At 63.8% G+C, this 19,210-nt stretch carries 13 protein-coding genes; 1 reads left to right on the top strand and 12 read right to left on the bottom strand.

Annotated features, from left to right (window positions below):
- Positions 1-7: 7 nt before the first annotated feature.
- The 9 genes from gltB to ACW9UL_RS02320 form a co-directional block, all read right to left on the bottom strand.
- Complete coding sequence (gltB, locus tag ACW9UL_RS02360; protein WP_457788723.1) at positions 8-4,456, bottom strand: glutamate synthase large subunit; 4,449 nt, start codon at positions 4,454-4,456, stop codon at positions 8-10.
- 237 nt (positions 4,457-4,693) lie between these two features.
- A complete protein-coding gene (locus tag ACW9UL_RS02355; RefSeq protein WP_457788722.1) occupies positions 4,694-6,250 on the bottom strand; it encodes an SPOR domain-containing protein in 1,557 nt (518 codons plus the stop codon).
- Between the two features lie 10 nt (positions 6,251-6,260).
- On the bottom strand, positions 6,261-7,364 hold the full coding sequence (aroB, locus tag ACW9UL_RS02350; protein WP_457788721.1) for a 3-dehydroquinate synthase: 1,104 nt from the start codon (positions 7,362-7,364) through the stop codon (positions 6,261-6,263).
- Between the two features lie 51 nt (positions 7,365-7,415).
- A complete protein-coding gene (gene aroK, locus ACW9UL_RS02345; protein ID WP_122109219.1) occupies positions 7,416-7,934 on the bottom strand; it encodes a shikimate kinase AroK in 519 nt (172 codons plus the stop codon).
- Positions 7,935-7,939: 5 nt separating this feature from the next.
- Positions 7,940-10,030, bottom strand: a complete 2,091-nt coding sequence (locus ACW9UL_RS02340) for a type IV pilus secretin PilQ (RefSeq protein WP_457788720.1) — start codon at positions 10,028-10,030, stop codon at positions 7,940-7,942.
- Positions 10,031-10,084: 54 nt separating this feature from the next.
- Positions 10,085-10,612 (bottom strand): type 4a pilus biogenesis lipoprotein PilP, encoded by a 528-nt coding sequence (pilP, locus tag ACW9UL_RS02335; RefSeq protein WP_397486678.1) that lies wholly within the window; start codon positions 10,610-10,612, stop codon positions 10,085-10,087.
- Positions 10,609-11,232, bottom strand: coding sequence for a type 4a pilus biogenesis protein PilO (pilO, locus tag ACW9UL_RS02330; protein ID WP_457788719.1), 624 nt, complete (start codon positions 11,230-11,232; stop codon positions 10,609-10,611). The genes pilP and pilO overlap by 4 nt, the downstream gene beginning before the upstream one ends.
- Positions 11,229-11,804 (bottom strand): PilN domain-containing protein, encoded by a 576-nt coding sequence (locus ACW9UL_RS02325; protein WP_457788718.1) that lies wholly within the window; start codon positions 11,802-11,804, stop codon positions 11,229-11,231. The genes pilO and ACW9UL_RS02325 overlap by 4 nt, the downstream gene beginning before the upstream one ends.
- Complete coding sequence (locus ACW9UL_RS02320) at positions 11,804-12,868, bottom strand: pilus assembly protein PilM (protein ID WP_397486681.1); 1,065 nt, start codon at positions 12,866-12,868, stop codon at positions 11,804-11,806. Before ACW9UL_RS02320 ends, ACW9UL_RS02325 begins: the two co-directional genes overlap by 1 nt.
- Positions 12,869-13,052: 184 nt before the next feature.
- On the opposite strand from ACW9UL_RS02320, the gene ACW9UL_RS02315 reads away from it, so the two are divergent.
- The gene (locus tag ACW9UL_RS02315) at positions 13,053-15,461 is read left to right on the top strand and encodes a penicillin-binding protein 1A (protein ID WP_457790897.1); all 2,409 of its coding nucleotides are present in this window, start codon (positions 13,053-13,055) and stop codon (positions 15,459-15,461) included.
- A 126-nt stretch (positions 15,462-15,587) separates the two neighbouring features.
- Here ACW9UL_RS02315 and ACW9UL_RS02310 read toward each other — a convergent pair whose 3' ends face one another.
- From ACW9UL_RS02310 to ACW9UL_RS02300, 3 genes are all read right to left on the bottom strand, one after another.
- Positions 15,588-16,856, bottom strand: coding sequence for a malic enzyme-like NAD(P)-binding protein (locus tag ACW9UL_RS02310; protein ID WP_031302588.1), 1,269 nt, complete (start codon positions 16,854-16,856; stop codon positions 15,588-15,590).
- A gap of 104 nt (positions 16,857-16,960) precedes the next feature.
- Entirely contained in the window at positions 16,961-18,397 is a 1,437-nt protein-coding gene (locus ACW9UL_RS02305) for a M48 family metalloprotease (protein WP_457788717.1), read from the bottom strand.
- The gene (locus ACW9UL_RS02300) at positions 18,394-19,194 is read right to left on the bottom strand and encodes a thermonuclease family protein (protein WP_457788716.1); all 801 of its coding nucleotides are present in this window, start codon (positions 19,192-19,194) and stop codon (positions 18,394-18,396) included. Before ACW9UL_RS02300 ends, ACW9UL_RS02305 begins: the two co-directional genes overlap by 4 nt.
- Between the last annotated feature and the right edge of the window lie 16 nt (positions 19,195-19,210).

Here is a 19,210-nt window from a genome sequence, read left to right as displayed (position 1 = left end):
CGCATTCTTATTGCGGGTTGGCACGGGTGCTGGACAGCAGCGACTTCAGGCTCGCGGCTTTCGGCTTGACCAGCCAGAACTTGCGCAGATAGTCGTCCAGGTTTTCCAGCAGGTTGCGACCCCATTCGCTGGCGGTTTCCTCGACGTATTCGGCGAGGACGCGCTGCAGGTGGCTACGGTAGGCCTCCATGGCTTCGCTGTTGATGCGCTGGATTTCCACCAGCTCGTGGTTGACGCGGTCGTAGAAGCCGTTGTCCAGGTCGAGCACGTAGGCGAAGCCGCCGGTCATGCCGGAACCGAAGTTGTAGCCGGTCTTGCCCAGCACGCAGACGAAGCCGCCGGTCATGTACTCGCAGCAGTGGTCGCCCACACCTTCCACCACCGCATGGGCGCCGGAGTTGCGCACGGCGAAACGCTCGCCGGCGGTGCCGGCGGCGAACAGCTTGCCGCCGGTGGCGCCGTACAGGCAGGTGTTGCCGATGATGGCCGAGTCCTGGGTGGCGAACGGGCTGCCCTTGGGCGGTACTATCACCAGCTTGCCGGCGGTCATGCCCTTGCCGACGTAGTCGTTGGCGTCGCCTTCCAGGTGCAGGTTGAGGCCACCGGCGTTCCATACGCCGAAGCTCTGCCCCGCAGTACCCTTGAAGCGGAAGGTGATCGGCGCGTCGTTCATGCCCTGGTTGCCGTGCAGCTTGGCGATCTCGCCGGACACGCGTGCGCCGATGGAGCGGTCGCAGTTGCAGATGTCCAGCTCGAACTCGCCGCCGCTGCGGCCGTCTATCGCCGACCTGGCCAGCTCGACCATCTTCTCGGCCAGCTCGCCCTTGTCGAACGGCGGGTTCTTCTCCACCTGGCAGAACTGCGGCTTGTCGGCCGGGATATGCGCGCTGGCGAGCAGCGGCGACAGGTCCAGGTTGCCCTGCTTGGCGGTCTCGCCCGGCAGCATCTCGAGCAGATCGGTGCGCCCGATCAACTGCTCCAGGCTCGACACGCCGAGCTTGGCCAGCCACTCGCGGGTTTCCTCGGCGACGTAGGTGAAGAAGTTCATCACCATCTCGACGGTACCGATGAAGTGGTCCTTGCGCAGCTTGTCGTTCTGCGTGGCCACGCCGGTGGCGCAGTTGTTCAGGTGGCAGATGCGCAGGTACTTGCAGCCCAGGGCGATCATCGGCGCGGTGCCGAAGCCGAAGCTCTCGGCGCCGAGGATGGCCGCCTTGATCACGTCGAGGCCGGTCTTCAGGCCGCCGTCGGTCTGCACCCGCACCTTGCCGCGCAGGTCGTTGCCGCGCAGGGTCTGGTGGGTTTCGGCCAGGCCCAGTTCCCAGGGCGCGCCGGCGTAGCGGATGGAGGTCAGCGGCGAGGCGCCGGTGCCGCCGTCGTAGCCGGAAATGGTGATCAGGTCGGCATAGGCCTTGGCCACGCCGGCGGCGATGGTGCCGACGCCGGCCTCGGCCACCAGCTTGACCGACACCAGCGCGGCCGGGTTGACCTGCTTGAGGTCATAGATCAGCTGCGCCAGGTCCTCGATCGAGTAGATGTCGTGGTGCGGCGGCGGCGAAATCAGGGTCACGCCCGGCACCGCGTAGCGCAGACGGGCGATCAGGCCGTTGACCTTGCCGCCCGGCAGCTGGCCGCCCTCGCCGGGCTTGGCGCCCTGGGCCACCTTGATCTGCAGCACTTCGGCGTTGACCAGGTACTCGGGGGTGACGCCGAAGCGGCCGGTGGCCACCTGCTTGATCTTCGAGCTGCGCACGGTGCCGTAGCGGGCCGGGTCTTCGCCGCCCTCGCCGGAGTTGGAGCGTGCACCGAGGCGGTTCATCGCCTCGGCGATGGCCTCGTGGGCCTCCGGCGACAGCGCGCCGAGGGAGATGCCGGCGGAGTCGAAGCGCTTGAGGATGGCCTCCAGCGGCTCGACCTGATCCAGCGCCAGCGGCTGCTCGGCGGTCTTGACCTTGAGCAGGTCGCGGATCATCGACACCGGGCGGTTGTCCACCAGCGCCGAGTATTCCTTGTACTTGGCGTAGCTGCCCTGCTGCACGGCGGCCTGCAGGGTGCTGACCACGTCCGGGTTGTAGGCGTGGTACTCGCCGCCGTAGACGAACTTGAGCAGACCGCCCTGCTGGATGGCCTTGCGGTTGTTCCAGGCCTCGGCCGACAGCAGCTTCTGCTCGCTCTCGATGTCGACGAAGCGCGCGCCCTGGATGCGGCTGGCGACGCCGCGGAAGCACAGCTCGGTGACCTCGTCGGCCAGGCCGACGGCCTCGAACAGCTGGGCGCCGCGGTAGGAGGCGACGGTGGAGATGCCCATCTTCGACAGGATCTTCAGCAGGCCCTTGGAGATGCCCTTGCGGTAATGCTTGAACACCTCGTACAGATCGCCCAGCACTTCGCCGGTGCGGATCAGGTCGCCCAGCACTTCATAGGCCAGGAACGGATACACCGCCGAGGCGCCGAAGCCCAGCAGCACGGCGTAGTGATGCGGATCGCGCGCGGTGGCGGTCTCGACCAGGATGTTGCAGTCGCAGCGCAGGCCCTTCTCGGTCAGGCGGTGATGCACGGCGCCGGTGACCAGCGCGGCATGCGCCGGCAGCTTGCCCGGGGCGATGTGGCGGTCGGACAGCACCAGTAGTACCTTGCCACTGCGCACCGCCTCCTCGGCCTGGTCGGCCATGTTGCGTACGGCGGCCTCCAGACCGATCGACTCGTCGTAGTTCATGTCGATCAGCTGGCGCTCGAAGCCCGGGCGATCCAGGTTCATCAGCGCGCGCCACTTGGCCGGGGAGATCACCGGGCTGCTGAGGATGACGCGGGCGGCATGCTCGGGCGACTCCTGGAAGATGTTGCGCTCGGCGCCGAGGCAGATCTCCAGGGACATGACGATGGCTTCGCGCAGCGGGTCGATCGGCGGGTTGGTGACCTGGGCGAACTGCTGGCGGAAATAGTCGTAGGGCGAACGCACGCGCTGGCTGAGCACCGCCATCGGGGTGTCGTCGCCCATCGAGCCGACCGCCTCCTGGCCCTGCTCGCCGAGCGGGCGCAGCACCTGGTCACGCTCCTCGAAGGTGACCTGGAACATCTTCATGTACTGCTTGAGCTGGTCCGGGTCGTAGAAGGGCGAGCCGTGGTCGCGGTCTTCCAGGGTGGCCTGGATGCGCTGGGCGTGCTTGCGCAGCCACTGCTTGTAGGGGTGGCGCGATTTCAGGCGGTTGTCGATGTCGTCGGTGGACAGCACCTGGCCGGTCTCGGTGTCGACGGCGAGGATCTGCCCCGGGCCGACGCGGCCCTTGGCGATGACGTCTTCCGGCTTGTAGTCCCAAACGCCGATTTCCGACGCCAGGGTGATGTAGCCGTTGCTGGTGGTGACCCAGCGCGCCGGACGCAGACCGTTGCGGTCGAGCAGGCACACGGCATGGCGACCGTCGGTCAGCACCACGCCGGCCGGACCGTCCCAGGGCTCCATGTGCATGGAGTTGTATTCGTAGAACGCGCGCAGGTCGGCATCCATGGTCTCGACGTTCTGCCAGGCCGGCGGAATGATCATGCGCACGCCGCGGAACAGGTCGATGCCGCCGGTGACCATCAGCTCGAGCATGTTGTCCATGCTCGAGGAGTCGGAGCCGACGCGGTTGACCAGCGGGCCGAGCTCTTCCAGATCGGGGATCAGCTCGTTGGCGAACTTCAGGCGACGGGCCTGAGCCCAGTTGCGGTTGCCGGTGATGGTGTTGATCTCGCCGTTGTGGGCGAGGAAGCGGAACGGCTGCGCCAGCGGCCATTTCGGCAGGGTGTTGGTGGAGAAGCGCTGGTGGAACACGCAGATCGCGGTCTGCAGGCGCTCGTCGCCCAGATCCGGGTAGAACTGCTGCAGGTCCGCCGGCATCATCAGGCCTTTGTAGATGATGGTCTTGTGCGAGAAGCTGCAGATGTAGTGATCGGCGTCGGCGGCGTTGGCCACCGAGGAACGGCGACGGGCGCTGAACAGCTTGATGGCGAACTGCTGATCGGACAGCCCTTCGCCGCCGACGAACACCTGCTCGATGATCGGCAGACGCTCCAGTGCCAGCTGGCCGAGCACGCTGGTATCGATCGGCACCTTGCGCCAGCCGATCAGCTGCAGGCCGGCCGCGAGGATCTCACGGTTCATGTTCTCGCGGGCGGCCTCGGCCTTGGCCGGGTCCTGGTTGAAGAACACCATGCCCACGGCATACTGCGTCGGCAGTGCGACGCCGAAAGACTCCTGGGCCACGGCGCGCAGGAACAGATCCGGTTTCTGGATCAGCAGACCACAGCCGTCACCGGTCTTGCCGTCGGCGTTGATGCCGCCGCGGTGGGTCATGCAGGTAAGGGCCTCAATGGCGGTCTGCAGCAGGTGATGGCTCGCCTCACCTTGCATATGGGCGATCAAGCCGAAGCCGCAGTTATCCTTGAACTCATCAGGACGGTACAAACCTGCTTTCATAGGGGAAACTCTCACCAGGCTGCCTAGACTTCAGGCAAATTGCTTTCTAATTCAACCACTTACCTTGCACGCACGGGCATGCACCAGCTTTGCGCAGGCAAAAGGGAGGTCATTGTACATATCCGCCTAGGCCGTCACAAATCTTCGTGACGAGGCAATGAAAACTTATGTCGCGAAAACGAAGGATAAGACCGCCAGGTCGTGCTAACGACCCAACGGTCACTCCGAAACAGCGGGCTAGCGGCGCATTTCCTGCTGAATGCTGCCCAAGGTGCGCGGCCAGGGCTTGCCCGCCTGCAGCTTGGCCGGCAGCGTCTTGACCGCCGCCTGGGCGGCATCGCGGCTGGCGAAACTACCATAGGTCAGTACGAACAGCGGCTGGCCCTGGTGCACTTTCTTGAAGTAGCGGTAGTCGCCGCCACCTTCGCGTACCAGCGCCTGGATATTGGCCTCCGAGCGCGAGCCGAGAATCTGCAGGGCGTAACGCGAAGCCGGCTGCTGGGCATACCAGTCGCCCGTCGTCGAAGCGCCCTGGGCGGGCTTGGCCGGAGCGGGAGCAGGCGCAGGGACCGGCGCGGCGGGCTTGGCAACCGCCACTTCCGCCGGCTTGGGCACTGCAGGTGCAGGTGCAGGTGCAGGTGCAGGTGCAGCAGCGATTGGAGCGGCCGGCGCCGCGACTGTCGAGCGCGCCGGCACGACGGGCGCGGCCGGCGGCTCGAAGCTATCCAGCTCCTCGCCCGCCGCTTCCGCCAGAGGCTGACGAATCACTGCCTGCGATTCCCCCACCAACGGCAGAGGCAGCGGCTGACTGGCGCCGGCGAATTCGATGGCCGGCGCCTTGCTCTCGACCACCGGTGCCTCGGCAGGCGCCTCGACTACCGGCGCCGGAGCGGCAGGCTGCAGCGACAGCGGCGCCGTGATCTCCGCCGTTGCCGGTGCCGGCGCCTCGCGCCCTTGCATCAACCAGGCCGCAGCGACGCCGACCAGCACCACGGCCAGCGCCAGCAGATGCTTCTTCGGCAAGGCGAAGCCGGCACCCGCCCCCCGCCCGGCGGCGCGCTGCGCCAGCATCTGCTCCACCAGCAGCTCGCGCGCCTCCTGGTTGATCGCCCCCGGCCAGCCCTGGGAACGCAGATGAACCTCCTCGATCTGCTCCTCGTTCAGCACCTCGATACCCTGCCCGGCACCCTCAAGGCGCTGCGCCAGATAATCGCGCGTCTCCTCCTCGTTGTAGGGCTGCAGCTCGATAGCGTGGTAGCACTCCTCGCCGCCGGCCAGGGCCTCCAGCCGCCCCAGCAGCTCAGGCTCGGCGAACAGGAACACATGCGGGCGCCCCTCGCCATTACCCGCCGCCAGCGCCAGCACGGTCTTCAGCGCGGCATCGTCGAGCTGATCGGCATCGTCGATCAGCAGATAGACCTCCTGGCCGGTCAGCGCCAACTGCGCGACCTGCGCCAGGATCGAGCGCAGGTCGGCCTGGGCCACGGACAACCCCTGGGCGACCTGGCGCAGCAGAGCGTCGCTGCCACCCACGCCCTGGGCCAGCACGATGCTCTGCACCGCCTGTTTGTTGGTACTGGCGACCAGCGCCTGGCGCAGCAAGGTCTTGCCGCTGCCTTGCGGGCCGACAACCGCCAGCAACAGCTGGCTATAGCGCGCCAGATGGTGCAACTGGCCCAGCACCGGCTTGCGCTGCGCCGGAAAAAACTTGAAGCCGGGCACCCGCGGCGCGAAGGGGTCGTGACTGAACTGGTAATGCGCCAGGAAAGCTTCGTCAGCATGCAGACTGGTCATGGATCACTCTTCAAGAGTTGAACGACTGAGCCAACGCGGCGTAGTCGCTGCGCAGCGTGGCGTCGAGAATTTCACGCGGGTAGTCGGCGGTGACCACGGCCTCGCCCAGGCGCTTGAGCAGCACCAGGCGCAACTGGCCATCGAGCACCTTCTTGTCCACCGCCATATGTTCGAGAAACTGCACCGGGGTCATGTCCCGCGGCGGTACAACCGGCAAACCCGCCGACTGCAGCAGACGGACGCCGCGATCGCGCTCGGCCGCCGACAGCCAGCCGAGGCGATGGGACATCTCCAGCGCCATCACGGTGCCCGCGGACACCGCCTCGCCGTGCAGCCACACGCCATAACCCTGCTCGGTCTCGATGGCATGGCCGAAGGTATGGCCGAGGTTCAGCGTCGCCCGCACGCCGGACTCGCGCTCGTCGGCACCGACCACCCGCGCCTTGGCCGCACAGGAGCGCTCGATGGCATAGGTCAGCGCCGCCTGATCCAGGCTGCGCAGCGCCGACATATTGGCCTCGAGCCAGCCGAGGAAGTGCTCGTCGCAGATCAGTCCGTACTTGATCACCTCCGCCAGTCCGGCGGAGAGCTCACGTGCGGGCAAGGTGTTCAGGCTCGCCGTGTCGATCAGCACCGCCTTCGGCTGGTAGAAGGCGCCGACCATGTTCTTGCCCAGCGGGTGGTTGATCCCGGTCTTGCCGCCGACCGAGGAATCGACCTGCGACAGCAGGGTGGTCGGCACCTGAATGAAATCCACACCGCGCTGGTAACAGGCCGCGGCAAAACCGGCCATGTCGCCGATCACCCCGCCACCCAGAGCCACCACAGTGGTACGCCGGTCGTGGCGCGCCGTCAGCAGGCCGTCGAAGATCAGCTGCAGGGTCTCCCAGTTCTTGAACGCCTCGCCGTCCGGCAACACCACCGAGGCCACATTGAACCCCGCCAAGGACTGCAGCAGGCCCTGCAGATAAAGCGGCGCGACGGTTTCGTTGGTCACCACCGCCACCTGCCGCCCGCCTATATGCCGTGCCAGCAGCTCGGACTGGGACAGCAGACCACTGCCGATATAGATGGGATAGCTGCGCTCGCCGAGTTCAACGTGAAGAGTCTGCATGAGGCCCCCAGAATCAAAAGGGCTCTAGGATAGCGCAGTTCGTCCCGCGCTTTAACGGGGCGACAAGGCTTCCAGGCGCGCCAGGATTTCCTGCACCACCATGCGCGGTGGGCGCTCGTCCGTTTCGATGACGATATCGGCGACCTCCCGGTACAACGGATCGCGCACCGCCATCAAATCCCGCAGCACCTGGGCCGGGTTGGCCGTACGCAACAGGGGACGATTGCGATCGCGCGAAGTGCGGTCGATCTGCTGCTCCACCGAGGTATGCAGGTACACCACCCGCCCCCCCGCATGCAGCGCCTGGCGATTCTCCGGACGCATTACCGCGCCGCCGCCGGTGGCGAGCACCAGGCCATCCTGCAGCGACAGCTCGGCGATCACCGCCTGCTCCCGCTCGCGAAAACCCTGCTCCCCCTCGACATCGAAGATCCAGGGAATATCGGCACCGGTGCGCTGCTCGATCTCCTTGTCGGAGTCCTTGAAGGGCAAACGCAGTTCTTTAGCAAGCAAACGCCCGATGGTGCTCTTTCCAGCTCCCATCGGGCCAACGAGGATTACATTCCGCACTTAGGTCATCGGTTCACGGCAATGGCTTGGTTGTTCATGATACGCGGAGTGAGGAAGATCAACAGTTCTTCTTTCTGATCCTGAACCAGGTCTCGCCGGAACAAGCGTCCCAGATATGGCAGATCGCCTAGGAACGGAACCTTATCGACGGACCTTGATTGAGTATTAGAGAACACTCCACCGATAACGATGGTCTCGCCGTCGGATACCAGCACCTTGGCATTCACCTCATTCTTGGCAATCGACGGCACGCCGCCGGTCTGTGCGGCCTGCGAAAAGTCGGGAGCGTCCTTGGTAACCTTGACCTCGATGATGATGCGATTATCGGGCGTGATCTGCGGAGTCACCTCAAGCGACAGCGCAGCCTCTTTGAAGGAGGTACTGGTCGCGCCACTGGAACTGGCCTCCTGATAAGGAACTTCGGAACCTTTCAATATCTTGGCCGTTTCCTTGTCGGAAGTGACAACCTTGGGCTGCGACACCACCTCGCCATTGCCACTCGCTTCCATGGCAGAAAGCTCGAGGTCAAGAATGGTGTTGTCGGTGATAAAGCCGATACCGAACCCCGAACTGGCCCCGGCGGCATCCAGATCCACGAAGTTCCCAAGAGACGGCAGCGGGTTTTGCACTCCCGGATTTTGACCATAGCCCGGCGCAGCCGGGCGCGCACCACCGCGCCCACCCACTACAAAATTGTTGTCGCCTACACGGGCGCCGCGCCAGTTAACGCCGAGTTGCTTCTCGTAGTCGACATTGGCCTCGACGATGCGCGCCTCGATCATTACCTGGCGCACCGGAATATCCAGCTGGGCGACGATGCGCCTCAGTTCGTCGAGTCGCTCCTGAGTCTGATAGGCAATGATGCTGTTGGTACGATCATCCACAGTAATAGAACCGCGATCATCGCTCGTACCTTCGGCGCTAGTGACCGACTGGAATAGCTGAGCCATATCGGCCGCCTTGGCGTAGTTGACCTGAATCAGCTCGCGACGCAAGGGAGCCAATTCAGCGATCTGCCGGCGGGATTCCAGCTCCTGACGCTCACGAGCGGCAATTTCGTCGGCTGGCGCAACCAAAAGCACGTTACCGACTTTGCGCTGATCGAGCCCCTTGGTCTTCAGCACCAGGTCAAGGGCCTGATCCCACGGTACATTCTGCAGACGCAAAGTAATGTTACCGCGCACCGTGTCGCTCGCCACGAGATTGAGATCGGTGAAATCCGCAATCAACTGCAGCACTGAGCGCACATCGATATCCTGAAAATTCAGCGAAAGCTTTTCGCCCGTGTAAGCGAAACGATCCGCCTTGCGCTGTTCGGCATCTTCCGGAGTCAGAGGCTTGATGCTTACGGTCAGTTTATTATCTGCCTGATATACCAAGTAATCGTACAGACCGACCGGCTCAATCAGAATGCTGGTTTGATCAGCAGAACTACTGGCGTTTACGAACTGGACAGGCGTTGCGAAATCCTTGACATCCAAACGGACACGTAGCGACTCAGGCAATTGCGTCTTGGCAAAATTCAAGCGAATCTTACCGCCCTGCTCCTGAATATCAGGATTCACGGAAGAATCCGACAATTCAATAACGACATTCCCCTCACCCTGCTCGCCACGCTGAAAGTCGAGATCACGAATGGCTCGACCAGCGACCGGAACCACCTTGGAAACGCCGGGGGCAACTTCGGCTACTTGTCGAGGTGCAACTCCTGCTTTCGCGGCATCGCCAACAACTACGAAGAGGTCGTTACCTTCGACACGAGTACTGTAAGGGGCCAAAGCGGTGAGGTTGATGATCAACCGAGTCCGATCCTTGGCCTCCACCACGGTCACGCTACGTGCGTTACCCATGCCGAGATCACGATTCTTGCTACCCAACTTATTGGCCACGCCAGGCAAATCGAGCGCGATACGGGCCGGCTGCTCAATCGTATAGCCCCGCGGCGCGACTACCGGCTCGTCGAAAGATAATTTTAGCTCTACACGGTCACCCGGCAAAGATGCCACATCCAATTGCTGCAGATTGGCCGCGAGCACTGCTGGAGATAAAAGCAGCATCGCCAGAGTACAACCAAATCGCGAAAACGAGATATTCATTGCATGCTTCCGTTGTGCAGACTGGTAATTATTTTTCATATGAACCCCGCCTTTCTATGAGCGCTCTTTGAGCGCAAGGCTTCGCGGCCGTTCCAACCAACCGCCATCACCGTCAGGAACTATTTCAACAACCTCGATCTTCGCATCGTCCACAGCCACTATTCGACCGTGATTTCGACCCAAGTAGTCGCCGACTTTGACCCGGTGTACTCCCCCCGCACCACTTACCAGTGCAAATACTCCACCGCTGTTGGACAGAGTACCAACCATCTCAAAGATCTCTATATTGAAGCCCTCGAGAAACTCCCGCACACGACTCTCATCGGGCTTGATTTCCTGAGAGCCCTTGGGTCGGCTCACGGCCTCTACCTTGACTGGAGGTTGAAACGGGCTGCGCAGCGAAGAAGCGCTGTACGCAAAAGCCTCATAAGGCTGGAACTTGGGTAACGGCTCAATAGCACCCTTCGGCCTGGCCCTCACCTCGGTCATGAATGCCTGCAGATCAGAAAAATCTCCATCAGAGCTACAGCCCTGCAGCAGAGTCAAAAACAGAGGAAGCAAAGCGAGCTTTGAAGCCTTCATTTCTCCAGCCCCTTATCGTTGTAACGATAGGTCTTCGCCAGTACCGCCATACGTAGAACAGATGAACTGTCCTGCGCCGCCGGCTTAATCTCGAAATCGTGCAGCGTCACGATGCGTGGAAGACTGGCAACGCCACTGACAAAAGTTGCGAGGTCGTGATAACTCCCCTCGACGGCGATCTGTATCGGCAGCTCAATGTAAAACTGCTGAACAACCTCAGGTAAAAGCTTGATTTCCTCAAACTCCAAGCCGCTCCCCAAGCCAGTCCGAGTGATATCCTCCAGCAACCCGGGAACTTCGGTATCGCTCGGCAACTGTCTCAGTAGTGCACCGAACGACACCTCCATCTCTGCCATTTGCTCTTTATAGGCCTCCAAGTTTGCCGCCTGAAATGCCTTGGTCGAAAATTGCTGCTTCAGCCCTTCCTCTTCAGCCTTTGTCCTGTCCAAGGTGGCCTGCAGATCGCTGATATGGAAATAGTAACCAGCCCCCAACACCAGAATAAAAAACAGCACGAAGACAACGCCTTTTACAGCCGCCGGCCATGCCCCGATGTTATTGACATCCAGATCATTCAGATCGAACTTACGCAGACTTTCAATAGATTCAGCCAGGCTCATTTCTTTTCACCCTCGACTACTTCTGCCGCAGGTTGCGTCTGCTGCACGCTCAACTGAAAGACGTTCGCTTGATCCAATGCCCCCGCCGTAGTGGCTTTCACCTGTGTCAGGTTGGGCGACTCCAGCCACTCGGAGCCATCCAGGTTACGCATCAGGTTGGAGACACGGTTATTTGATTCCGCTGCGCCGAGAATGGCGATGTTCTTGCCAGTCATCTTGACGCTGGTGAAATACACGCCATCAGGCAGGGTTCTCACGAGTTGATCGAATACACGACCGATGATCGGGCGGTTGCCCTGCAGGTCCTGAATGATCTTCATCCGCTCCAGCAGCTGCTGACGGCGGGTCTTCAGCTCGCTGATTTCCTTGATCCGCGCATCCAGAACGGCGATTTCCTTCTTGATGAAGTTGTTGCGCGCATTCTGCTGTTCGATGGCGGCGTTGAGCAGTTGATCGCCAAGGAAAACCACGCCGGCGGCCACGACGAGCACGCCCACCAGGGTCACCAGAAAACGCTGCTTGCGCTCTTCGCGCAGCTGTTCGCGCCAGGGAAGTAAGTTGATCCGTGCCATCAGTCGAAACTCCTCATCGCCAGACCACAGGCAATCATCAGTGCCGGCGCGTCACTGGCCAGTGCGCCAGCATTGACCTTGCTACTCAGCGCCATGTCGGCGAAGGGATTGGCCACGAGAGTTTGCGTGCCGATCTTCTGCTGGATCAGACGGTCGAGGTCGGGGATGGAGGCGGTACCGCCTGCCAGGAGGATGTAGTCGACGTCGTTGAACTGGCCGGCGGCGAAGAAGAACTGCAGGGAGCGCGACACCTGTTGGACCACAGCCTCCTTGAAGGGCTGCAGCACCTCGCTTTCGTAGTCGTCGGGCAAACCGCCCTGCTTCTTGGCCAGACCGGCCTCTTCGACCGACAGACCATAGCGGCGCTGCACTTCCTCGGTCAGCTGCTTGCCGCCGAACAGTTGCTCGCGGGTATAGATGGTGCGCCCGTTGTGCAGCACACTGAGGGTGGTCATGGTGGCGCCGATATCGACCACGGCCACGGTCAGCTCGTCATGGCCGCCGCCCAGCTGGGCTTCGAGCAGGCCGTAGGCGCGCTCGAGCGCGTAGGCCTCGACATCCACCACCTTGGCGGTCAGACCGGCAAGCGCCAGGGCGGCTTCGCGCACTTCGACGTTTTCCTTGCGACAGGCCGCCAGCAGCACCTCGACCCGTTCCGGGTTGCGCGCGGCAGGGCCCTGCACTTCGAAATCGATGGCGACTTCTTCGAGCGGATAGGGAATGTACTGGTCGGCCTCGATCTTCAGCTGGTTTTCCAGATCGTCTTCGGAAAGCCCGGCCTCCATCTCGATGGTCTTGGTGATGACCGCCGAACCGGCAACCGCCACGGCGGCCGTCTTGACCCCGGTCTTGGCCTTGGCCAGCACCCGCGACAAGGCCTGACCAACCCCCTCCAGCTCGGCGATGTTCTTCTCCACCACAGCGTTTGGCGGGAGCGGCTCGACTGCGTAAGCCTCTACCTTGTAGCGGCTTCCCGAGCGACTCAATTCGAGGAGCTTGACCGAGGTCGAGCTGATATCGATCCCCAGCAGCGTATTCGCTTTCTTATTGAAGAGCCCTAGCACGACCGTTTTCCTATTGGCATCCGCGACTTACGGACTATTTATGTTTTTCCACATTAAATATCAGTCTTGACAGAAGCGCAAATGGCTACCCGGGAAAAAAAACGCTTATAATGTGATCAGCTTTTCCCTTTTAGCCTCAGCTCCTGCTTAACTCATTCTTTTACTTGGAATTCCGAACATTTTGATACGCCTGCTGAAGTTCTTCTGGTGGTCTTGCGTTGCCGTTTTTTGTGGGCTGTTGCTCAGTTTCAGCGGCGCATTTCTTTATCTTAGCCCGACCCTTCCCTCCGTCGAGTCGCTGCGCCAGGTGCAGCTGCAGATCCCCCTGCGCGTCTACAGCAGCGATGCCAAGCTGATCGCCGAGTTTGGCGAGATGCGCCGGTCGCCGATTCGTTTCGACGAAATTCCCAAGGAATTCATCAGCGCCCTACTGGCCGCCGAGGACGATAATTTCGCCAATCATTATGGCGTCGACGTGACCAGCCTGATGCGCGCTGCCACGCAATTATTGAAAAGCGGGCAGATCCAGACTGGCGGCAGCACCATCACCATGCAGGTGGCGAAGAACTTCTTCCTCACCAGCGAGCGCAGCTTCTCGCGCAAGATCACCGAGATCCTCCTGGCCCTGCAGATCGAGCGCGAGCTGAGCAAGGACGAGATCCTCGAGCTCTACGTCAACAAGATCTACCTGGGCAATCGCGCCTACGGCATCGAGGCGGCGGCGCACGTCTACTACGGCAAGTCGATGCGCGAGCTGAACCTGGCGCAGATGGCCATGATCGCCGGCCTGCCCAAGGCACCGTCGCGCTACAACCCACTGGTCAATCCGACCCGCGCCAAGGAGCGTCGCGACTGGATTCTCGGTCGCCTCTACCGCCTCGGTCGTATCGACCAGGCCACTTACGAGACCGCCCTGGCCGAAGAGGTCGATGCCCGTTACCACGTCCCCGCCCCCGAACTCAGCGCCCCCTACATCGCCGAGATGGCCCGCGCGGAGATGGTTGGCCGCTACGGCAGCGAGGCCTACACCGAGGGTTTCAACGTCACCACCACGGTGCCCAGCCAGCTGCAGGAAGTGGCCAACAGCGCGCTGCGCGAAGGCCTGATCGACTACGACCAGCGCCACGGCTATCGCGGCCCGGAAAGCCGCCTGCCGGGCATGACCCGCGGGGCCTGGCTCGCCGAGCTGGGCAAGTTCCGCAGCATCGGCGGCCTGGAGCCGGCCGTGGTGACCCAGGTGGAGAAGAGTGGCATTCTGGTGCTGACCCGCGGCGGCGAGGAGCAGGCGGTGTCCTGGGACAGCATGAAATGGGCGCGCCCCTTCCTCAGCACCAACAGCCTCGGCCCGCGCCCGCAGCAGCCGGCGGACGTCGCCCAGGTCGGTGACATCGTGCGCGTGCAGCGCCAGGCTGACGGCAGCCTGCGCTTCCTGCAGATTCCGGCGGCGCAGAGCGCGTTGGTGTCGCTCGACCCCTACAGCGGCGCCATCCAGGCCCTGGTCGGCGGCTTCTCCTTCGACCAGAGCAACTACAACCGCGCCGTGCAGGCCAAGCGTCAGCCCGGCTCCAGCTTCAAGCCCTTCATCTACAGCGCGGCGCTGGACAGCGGCTACACCGCCGCCACCCTGGTCAACGACGCGCCGATCATCCTCTCCGACGACTACCTGTCGCAGAAATGGCGGCCGAAGAACGACAACAACACCTTCCTCGGCCCGATCCGCCTGCGCGAGGCGCTGTACAAGTCACGCAACCTGGTTTCCATCCGTCTGCTGCAGGACATGGGCATCGATCGCAGCCTGCGCTACATCGAGCGCTTCGGCTTCGAGCCGCAGGACCTGCCGCGCAACCTGTCGCTGGCGCTCGGCACCGCCAGCCTGACCCCGCTGGAAATCGCCGAGGGCTGGGCCACCTTCGCCAACGGCGGCTACAAGGTCGAGCCCTACCTGATCGAGCGCATCGACGACCGCAACGGCAAACCGCTGTTCCACGCCAATCCGGCGCGAGTGCCGAGCAGCGCGCCGACCGCGGACAGCGCCACGCTGGCGGTGAACGCCACGGCCGAGCTGCCGCTGGAGGAACCCAAGGTCGCCGAGCAGATCATCGATGAACGCACCGCCTACATCATGACCAGCATGCTGCAGGACGTGATCAAGCGCGGCACCGGCCGCCGCGCCCTGGCCCTGGGACGCGACGACCTGGCGGGCAAGACCGGCACCACCAACGAATCCAAGGACAGCTGGTTCTCCGGCTACAACGCCGACTACGTGACCACCGTCTGGGCCGGTTTCGACCAGCCGGAAAGCCTCGGCCGCCACGAATACGGCGGCACCGTGGCGCTGCCGATCTGGATGAGCTACATGGGCGCCGTGCTCAAGGATCGCCCCAGCCACCGGCCCAAGGAGCCCAAGGGGCTGCTCACCCTGCGCGTCGACCCGCTCAGCGGCCGCGCCGCGGCGCCCGGTACGCCGGATGCCTACTTCGAGCTGTTCAAGAGCGAGGATTCGCCGCCGCCGATGAGTGAGTTCGAGCCCGGCATGGGCGTTCCCGGCAGCCCGCTGCCGGCCGACGAAATGGCACCGATCGATCTGTTCTAGAACAGCCCCAGGCTAGACCGACGAAGCCTGATCCGACGGGCACTCCCGGATCACGCCTTCGGCCAAGGCGAGGCCTTTCTGCAGGCAATAAAAAACCCGCCGAAGCGGGTTTTTTATTGCCTGGCCTTAGCCGTTGAACACTTCGTCCACCGAGTTCAGCGGATAGTGCTTCGGATAGGGCAGCGTGGCCACGCCGGACTCGATGGCGGCCTTGGCCACGGCATCGCAGACCACGGTAATCAGGCGGCGGTCCATCGGCTTGGGAATGATGTACTCGCGGCCGAACTCCAGCTTGATACCGCCATAGGCGTCGCACACGTCCTGCGGCACCGGCAGCTTGGCCAGGTCGCGCAGGGCCAGGGCGGCAGCGATCTTCATTTCCTCGTTGATGCGGGTGGCGCGTACGTCCAGGGCACCGCGGAAGATGAAGGGGAAGCCCAGCACGTTGTTGACCTGGTTCGGGTAGTCGGAACGACCGGTGGCCATGATCACGTCGTTGCGGGTCTCGTGCGCCAGCTCCGGCTTGATTTCCGGATCCGGGTTGGAGCAGGCGAAGACGATCGGGTTGGCCGCCATGCGCTTGAGGTCTTCCGGACTCAGCAGGTTGGCGCCGGACAGGCCGACGAACACGTCGGCGCCATCGAGGGCATCGGCCAGGGTGCGCTTGTCGGTCTCGGTGGCGAACACCGCCTTGTACTGGTTGAGGTCGTCGCGACCGGCGTGGATCACGCCCTTGCGGTCGAGCATATAGATGTTCTCGACCTTGGCGCCCATGCTCACCAGCAGCTTCATGCAGGAGATGGCGGCGGCGCCGGCGCCGAGGCAGACGATCTTCGCCTGCTCCAGGGTCTTGCCGGCGATTTCCAGGGCGTTGAGCATGCCGGCGGCGGTGACGATGGCGGTGCCGTGCTGGTCGTCGTGGAACACCGGAATGTCGCACTGTTCGATCAGCGCGCGCTCGATCTCGAAGCACTCGGGGGCCTTGATATCTTCCAAGTTGATGCCACCGAAGGTGATGGAGATGCGTTTCACGGTGTCGATGAAGGCCTGCGGGCTCTCGGAGTCGACTTCGATGTCGAACACGTCGATGCCGGCGAAACGCTTGAACAGCACGCCTTTGCCTTCCATCACCGGCTTGGAGGCCAGCGGGCCGAGGTTACCCAGACCGAGGATCGCGGTGCCGTCGGAAATCACTGCCACCAGGTTGCCTTTACCGGTGTAGCGGTAGGCCAGCTCGGCGTCGCGGGCGATTTCGCGGACCGGCTCGGCGACACCCGGGCTGTAGGCCAGCGACAGGTCGCGGGCGGTGGCGGTGGCTTTGGTCAACTCGACGCTCAGCTTACCCGGGCGGGGTTGAGCGTGATATTCGAGAGCGGCAGTTTTGAGATCTGACATAGTGGCATTTCCGCTTTTGTTGGCTGTTGAACGGGCAGGCGGCCGAGGATACGCAAGTTGTATACAGCTGCACAAGACCGTTCGGTCGCTATTGAATCGACCGGCTAGCGCAGGGTTTTCAGCCAGTCGCCGGGACGCGGCTCACCGCCGGGATAGAGCCCGTTGAGCAGGCGCAGCTGGGCTTCGCCGTCACCCGGCAGCGGGCTGTCCTTGGCCAGCGCCGCCAGGCTCTGCCCGGCCTTGGCGCGGGCCAGGCGCAGGCGCACCGGCTCGGCCAGCTTGCGCTCCTCGGCCTTGAGCGGGCGGTAGCTGCGGATCACCTCGAGGAAGTGCTGGTCCTGGCTTTCCAGGGAGGCGCGCCCCTTCACCACGCCGATGAACAGATAGGCCCGCGCGCCGCGGTAGATCGCCGCCACGCGCCGCGCCGGCTGCCCCGGCAGCACCGCGGTGTAGCCCTGCAGCGCGCCCAGGCGCAGCTCTTCGCCGGCGGCCAGGCGCTGATTGCCGACCCGCTGGCGAAGAAATTCGGCCGGCGTCAGGCGCGCGTCCGCCGCCTCCAGGGTCATGGCGACGAAGGCCTGCTGATCGGCGCTGTGACCGATCAGCACGTCCGAGCGATTGACCAGCTGCCAGCCGGCCGGATAGCTCAGGGTGAAATCCAGTTCGCCGTGATAGAAGTGCCGCCCGCGACGAATTCCGCTGGCGGCCGAGTCGCCGAACACCAGGCCGTCGAGCATCTGCAGGAAGGTATCGCGCCCCACTTCCTGAGACTCGCCGACCAGGGCGCGGGCCGGGCCGACCACCTGCTGCAGGCGTCGCTCGTTGTCCGGGTGGGTGTCGAACAGGCCGTGATAACCGCCGGCCGCCACCGCTTCGCCGCGCTTGGCCGCCTGGGCACGGGCGAAGTCCTCCTGGTTCTTCAGCACCTTGACCACCTCGATCATCGCCTGCGGGTCGTAACCGCTGCGCGCCAGGTACTGAGCGCCGAGGCCGTCGGCCTCCAGCTCCATGTCACGGCCGTAGCCACGCACGAAGGCGTTGCCCATCACCCCGGTCAGGTCGCCCACCGCGCCGATGCCGGTGCCGATGGCCGCGGCCTGGCCGAGCAGACCCCAGGCGGTGGACTGGCTCTGCTGGCGCACGCTGTGCCGCGCGGTGACGTGACCGACCTCGTGACCGAGCACCGCAGCCAGCTCGGCCTCGGAATTGAGGTAGGCGAGCAAGCCGCGATGGATGTAGATATAGCCGCCGGGCAGGGCAAAGGCGTTGATGTCGGGGCTGTCGACCAGGGTGAAGACATAGTTGAGCTGGCTACGATGACTGTTGCGCGCCACCCGCTCGCCGACCCGCTGGATATAGGCCTGCAGCCTGGCGTCGTCGTAACGCGGGTACTGCTTGAGGATTTCCTGGTTGTAGCGCGCGCCGAGATCCAGTTCCTGGCGCTCGCTCATCATCACGAAGTCGTTGCGCCCGGTGGCCGGGTTGACCGCGCAACCGGCCAGCCAGGCACAGGCCAGACAGACAAGCACGGTTCGCATCATGGCAACACCTCCAGCATCGCCGGGTGGGTCAGTGGCAGCATCCACCGCGCCTGGGCGGATTTCAAGCCGCCGCGGGACTGGCGGTCGATCACCCAGCCGCGCGCCTCCACCCGCGCGCCCTCGAGGCGCTGCAACGCGCGCACATCGAACTGCTCAAGCAGCGCCGGCGCCACCCGCAATACCCGCCCGCCGTCCAGCTCCAGCCACAGGCCGCCGCGATTGCGTTGCACCTGGCTCACGCGCCCGCCGAGCAGGGCGAAGCCGCCGCTGCGCAACTGGCCGGCTGCCTGCACCTGCTCCTTGCGCCACAGCCCCAGGCGCTGCTGGCGCGCCTGACGCTCGGCCGCCTGCTGACAGCTCGCCAAGGCGACGTTGGGCGTCACCGCGACCATGAAACCGAGCCCCTCGGCCAGCAGCTGCGCCTCCAGATTGCGCCCTTGGCGGTCATAGAGATGGGCCAGGGTACGGCCGTAGCGATCCTTGCCCTCGCGCCCCGGACGCAGGCCGACACGGCCGTCGTTGGCCGCCACCAGCGCCTGCAGACGGCGCTGAGCCTGCACCGCGAAGGGTTCGTCGCTACGCCCCTGGCGCCCCAGCTCCGGCGCGTTGAGGCCGATCAGGCGCACGCTGCGACCATCGACCAGGCGCAGGGTATCGCCGTCCACCACCTGCTTGACCGCCAGCTGCGGCAGATCCGCCTGCAGCGGGCAGAAGGCCTGCGCGAGCCCTGCCCAGGCGACAGAAACGAAAAAGGCGCCCACCAGGGACGCCTTTTTCAGCTTCACGGACAAGACCATGGGCCGTTCCGCAATC

The organism is Pseudomonas sp. PL-6 (genome assembly GCF_054110165.1).
The sequence above is the reverse complement of the archived record's forward strand: the minus strand, read 5'-3'. Positions and strand labels throughout refer to the sequence as shown.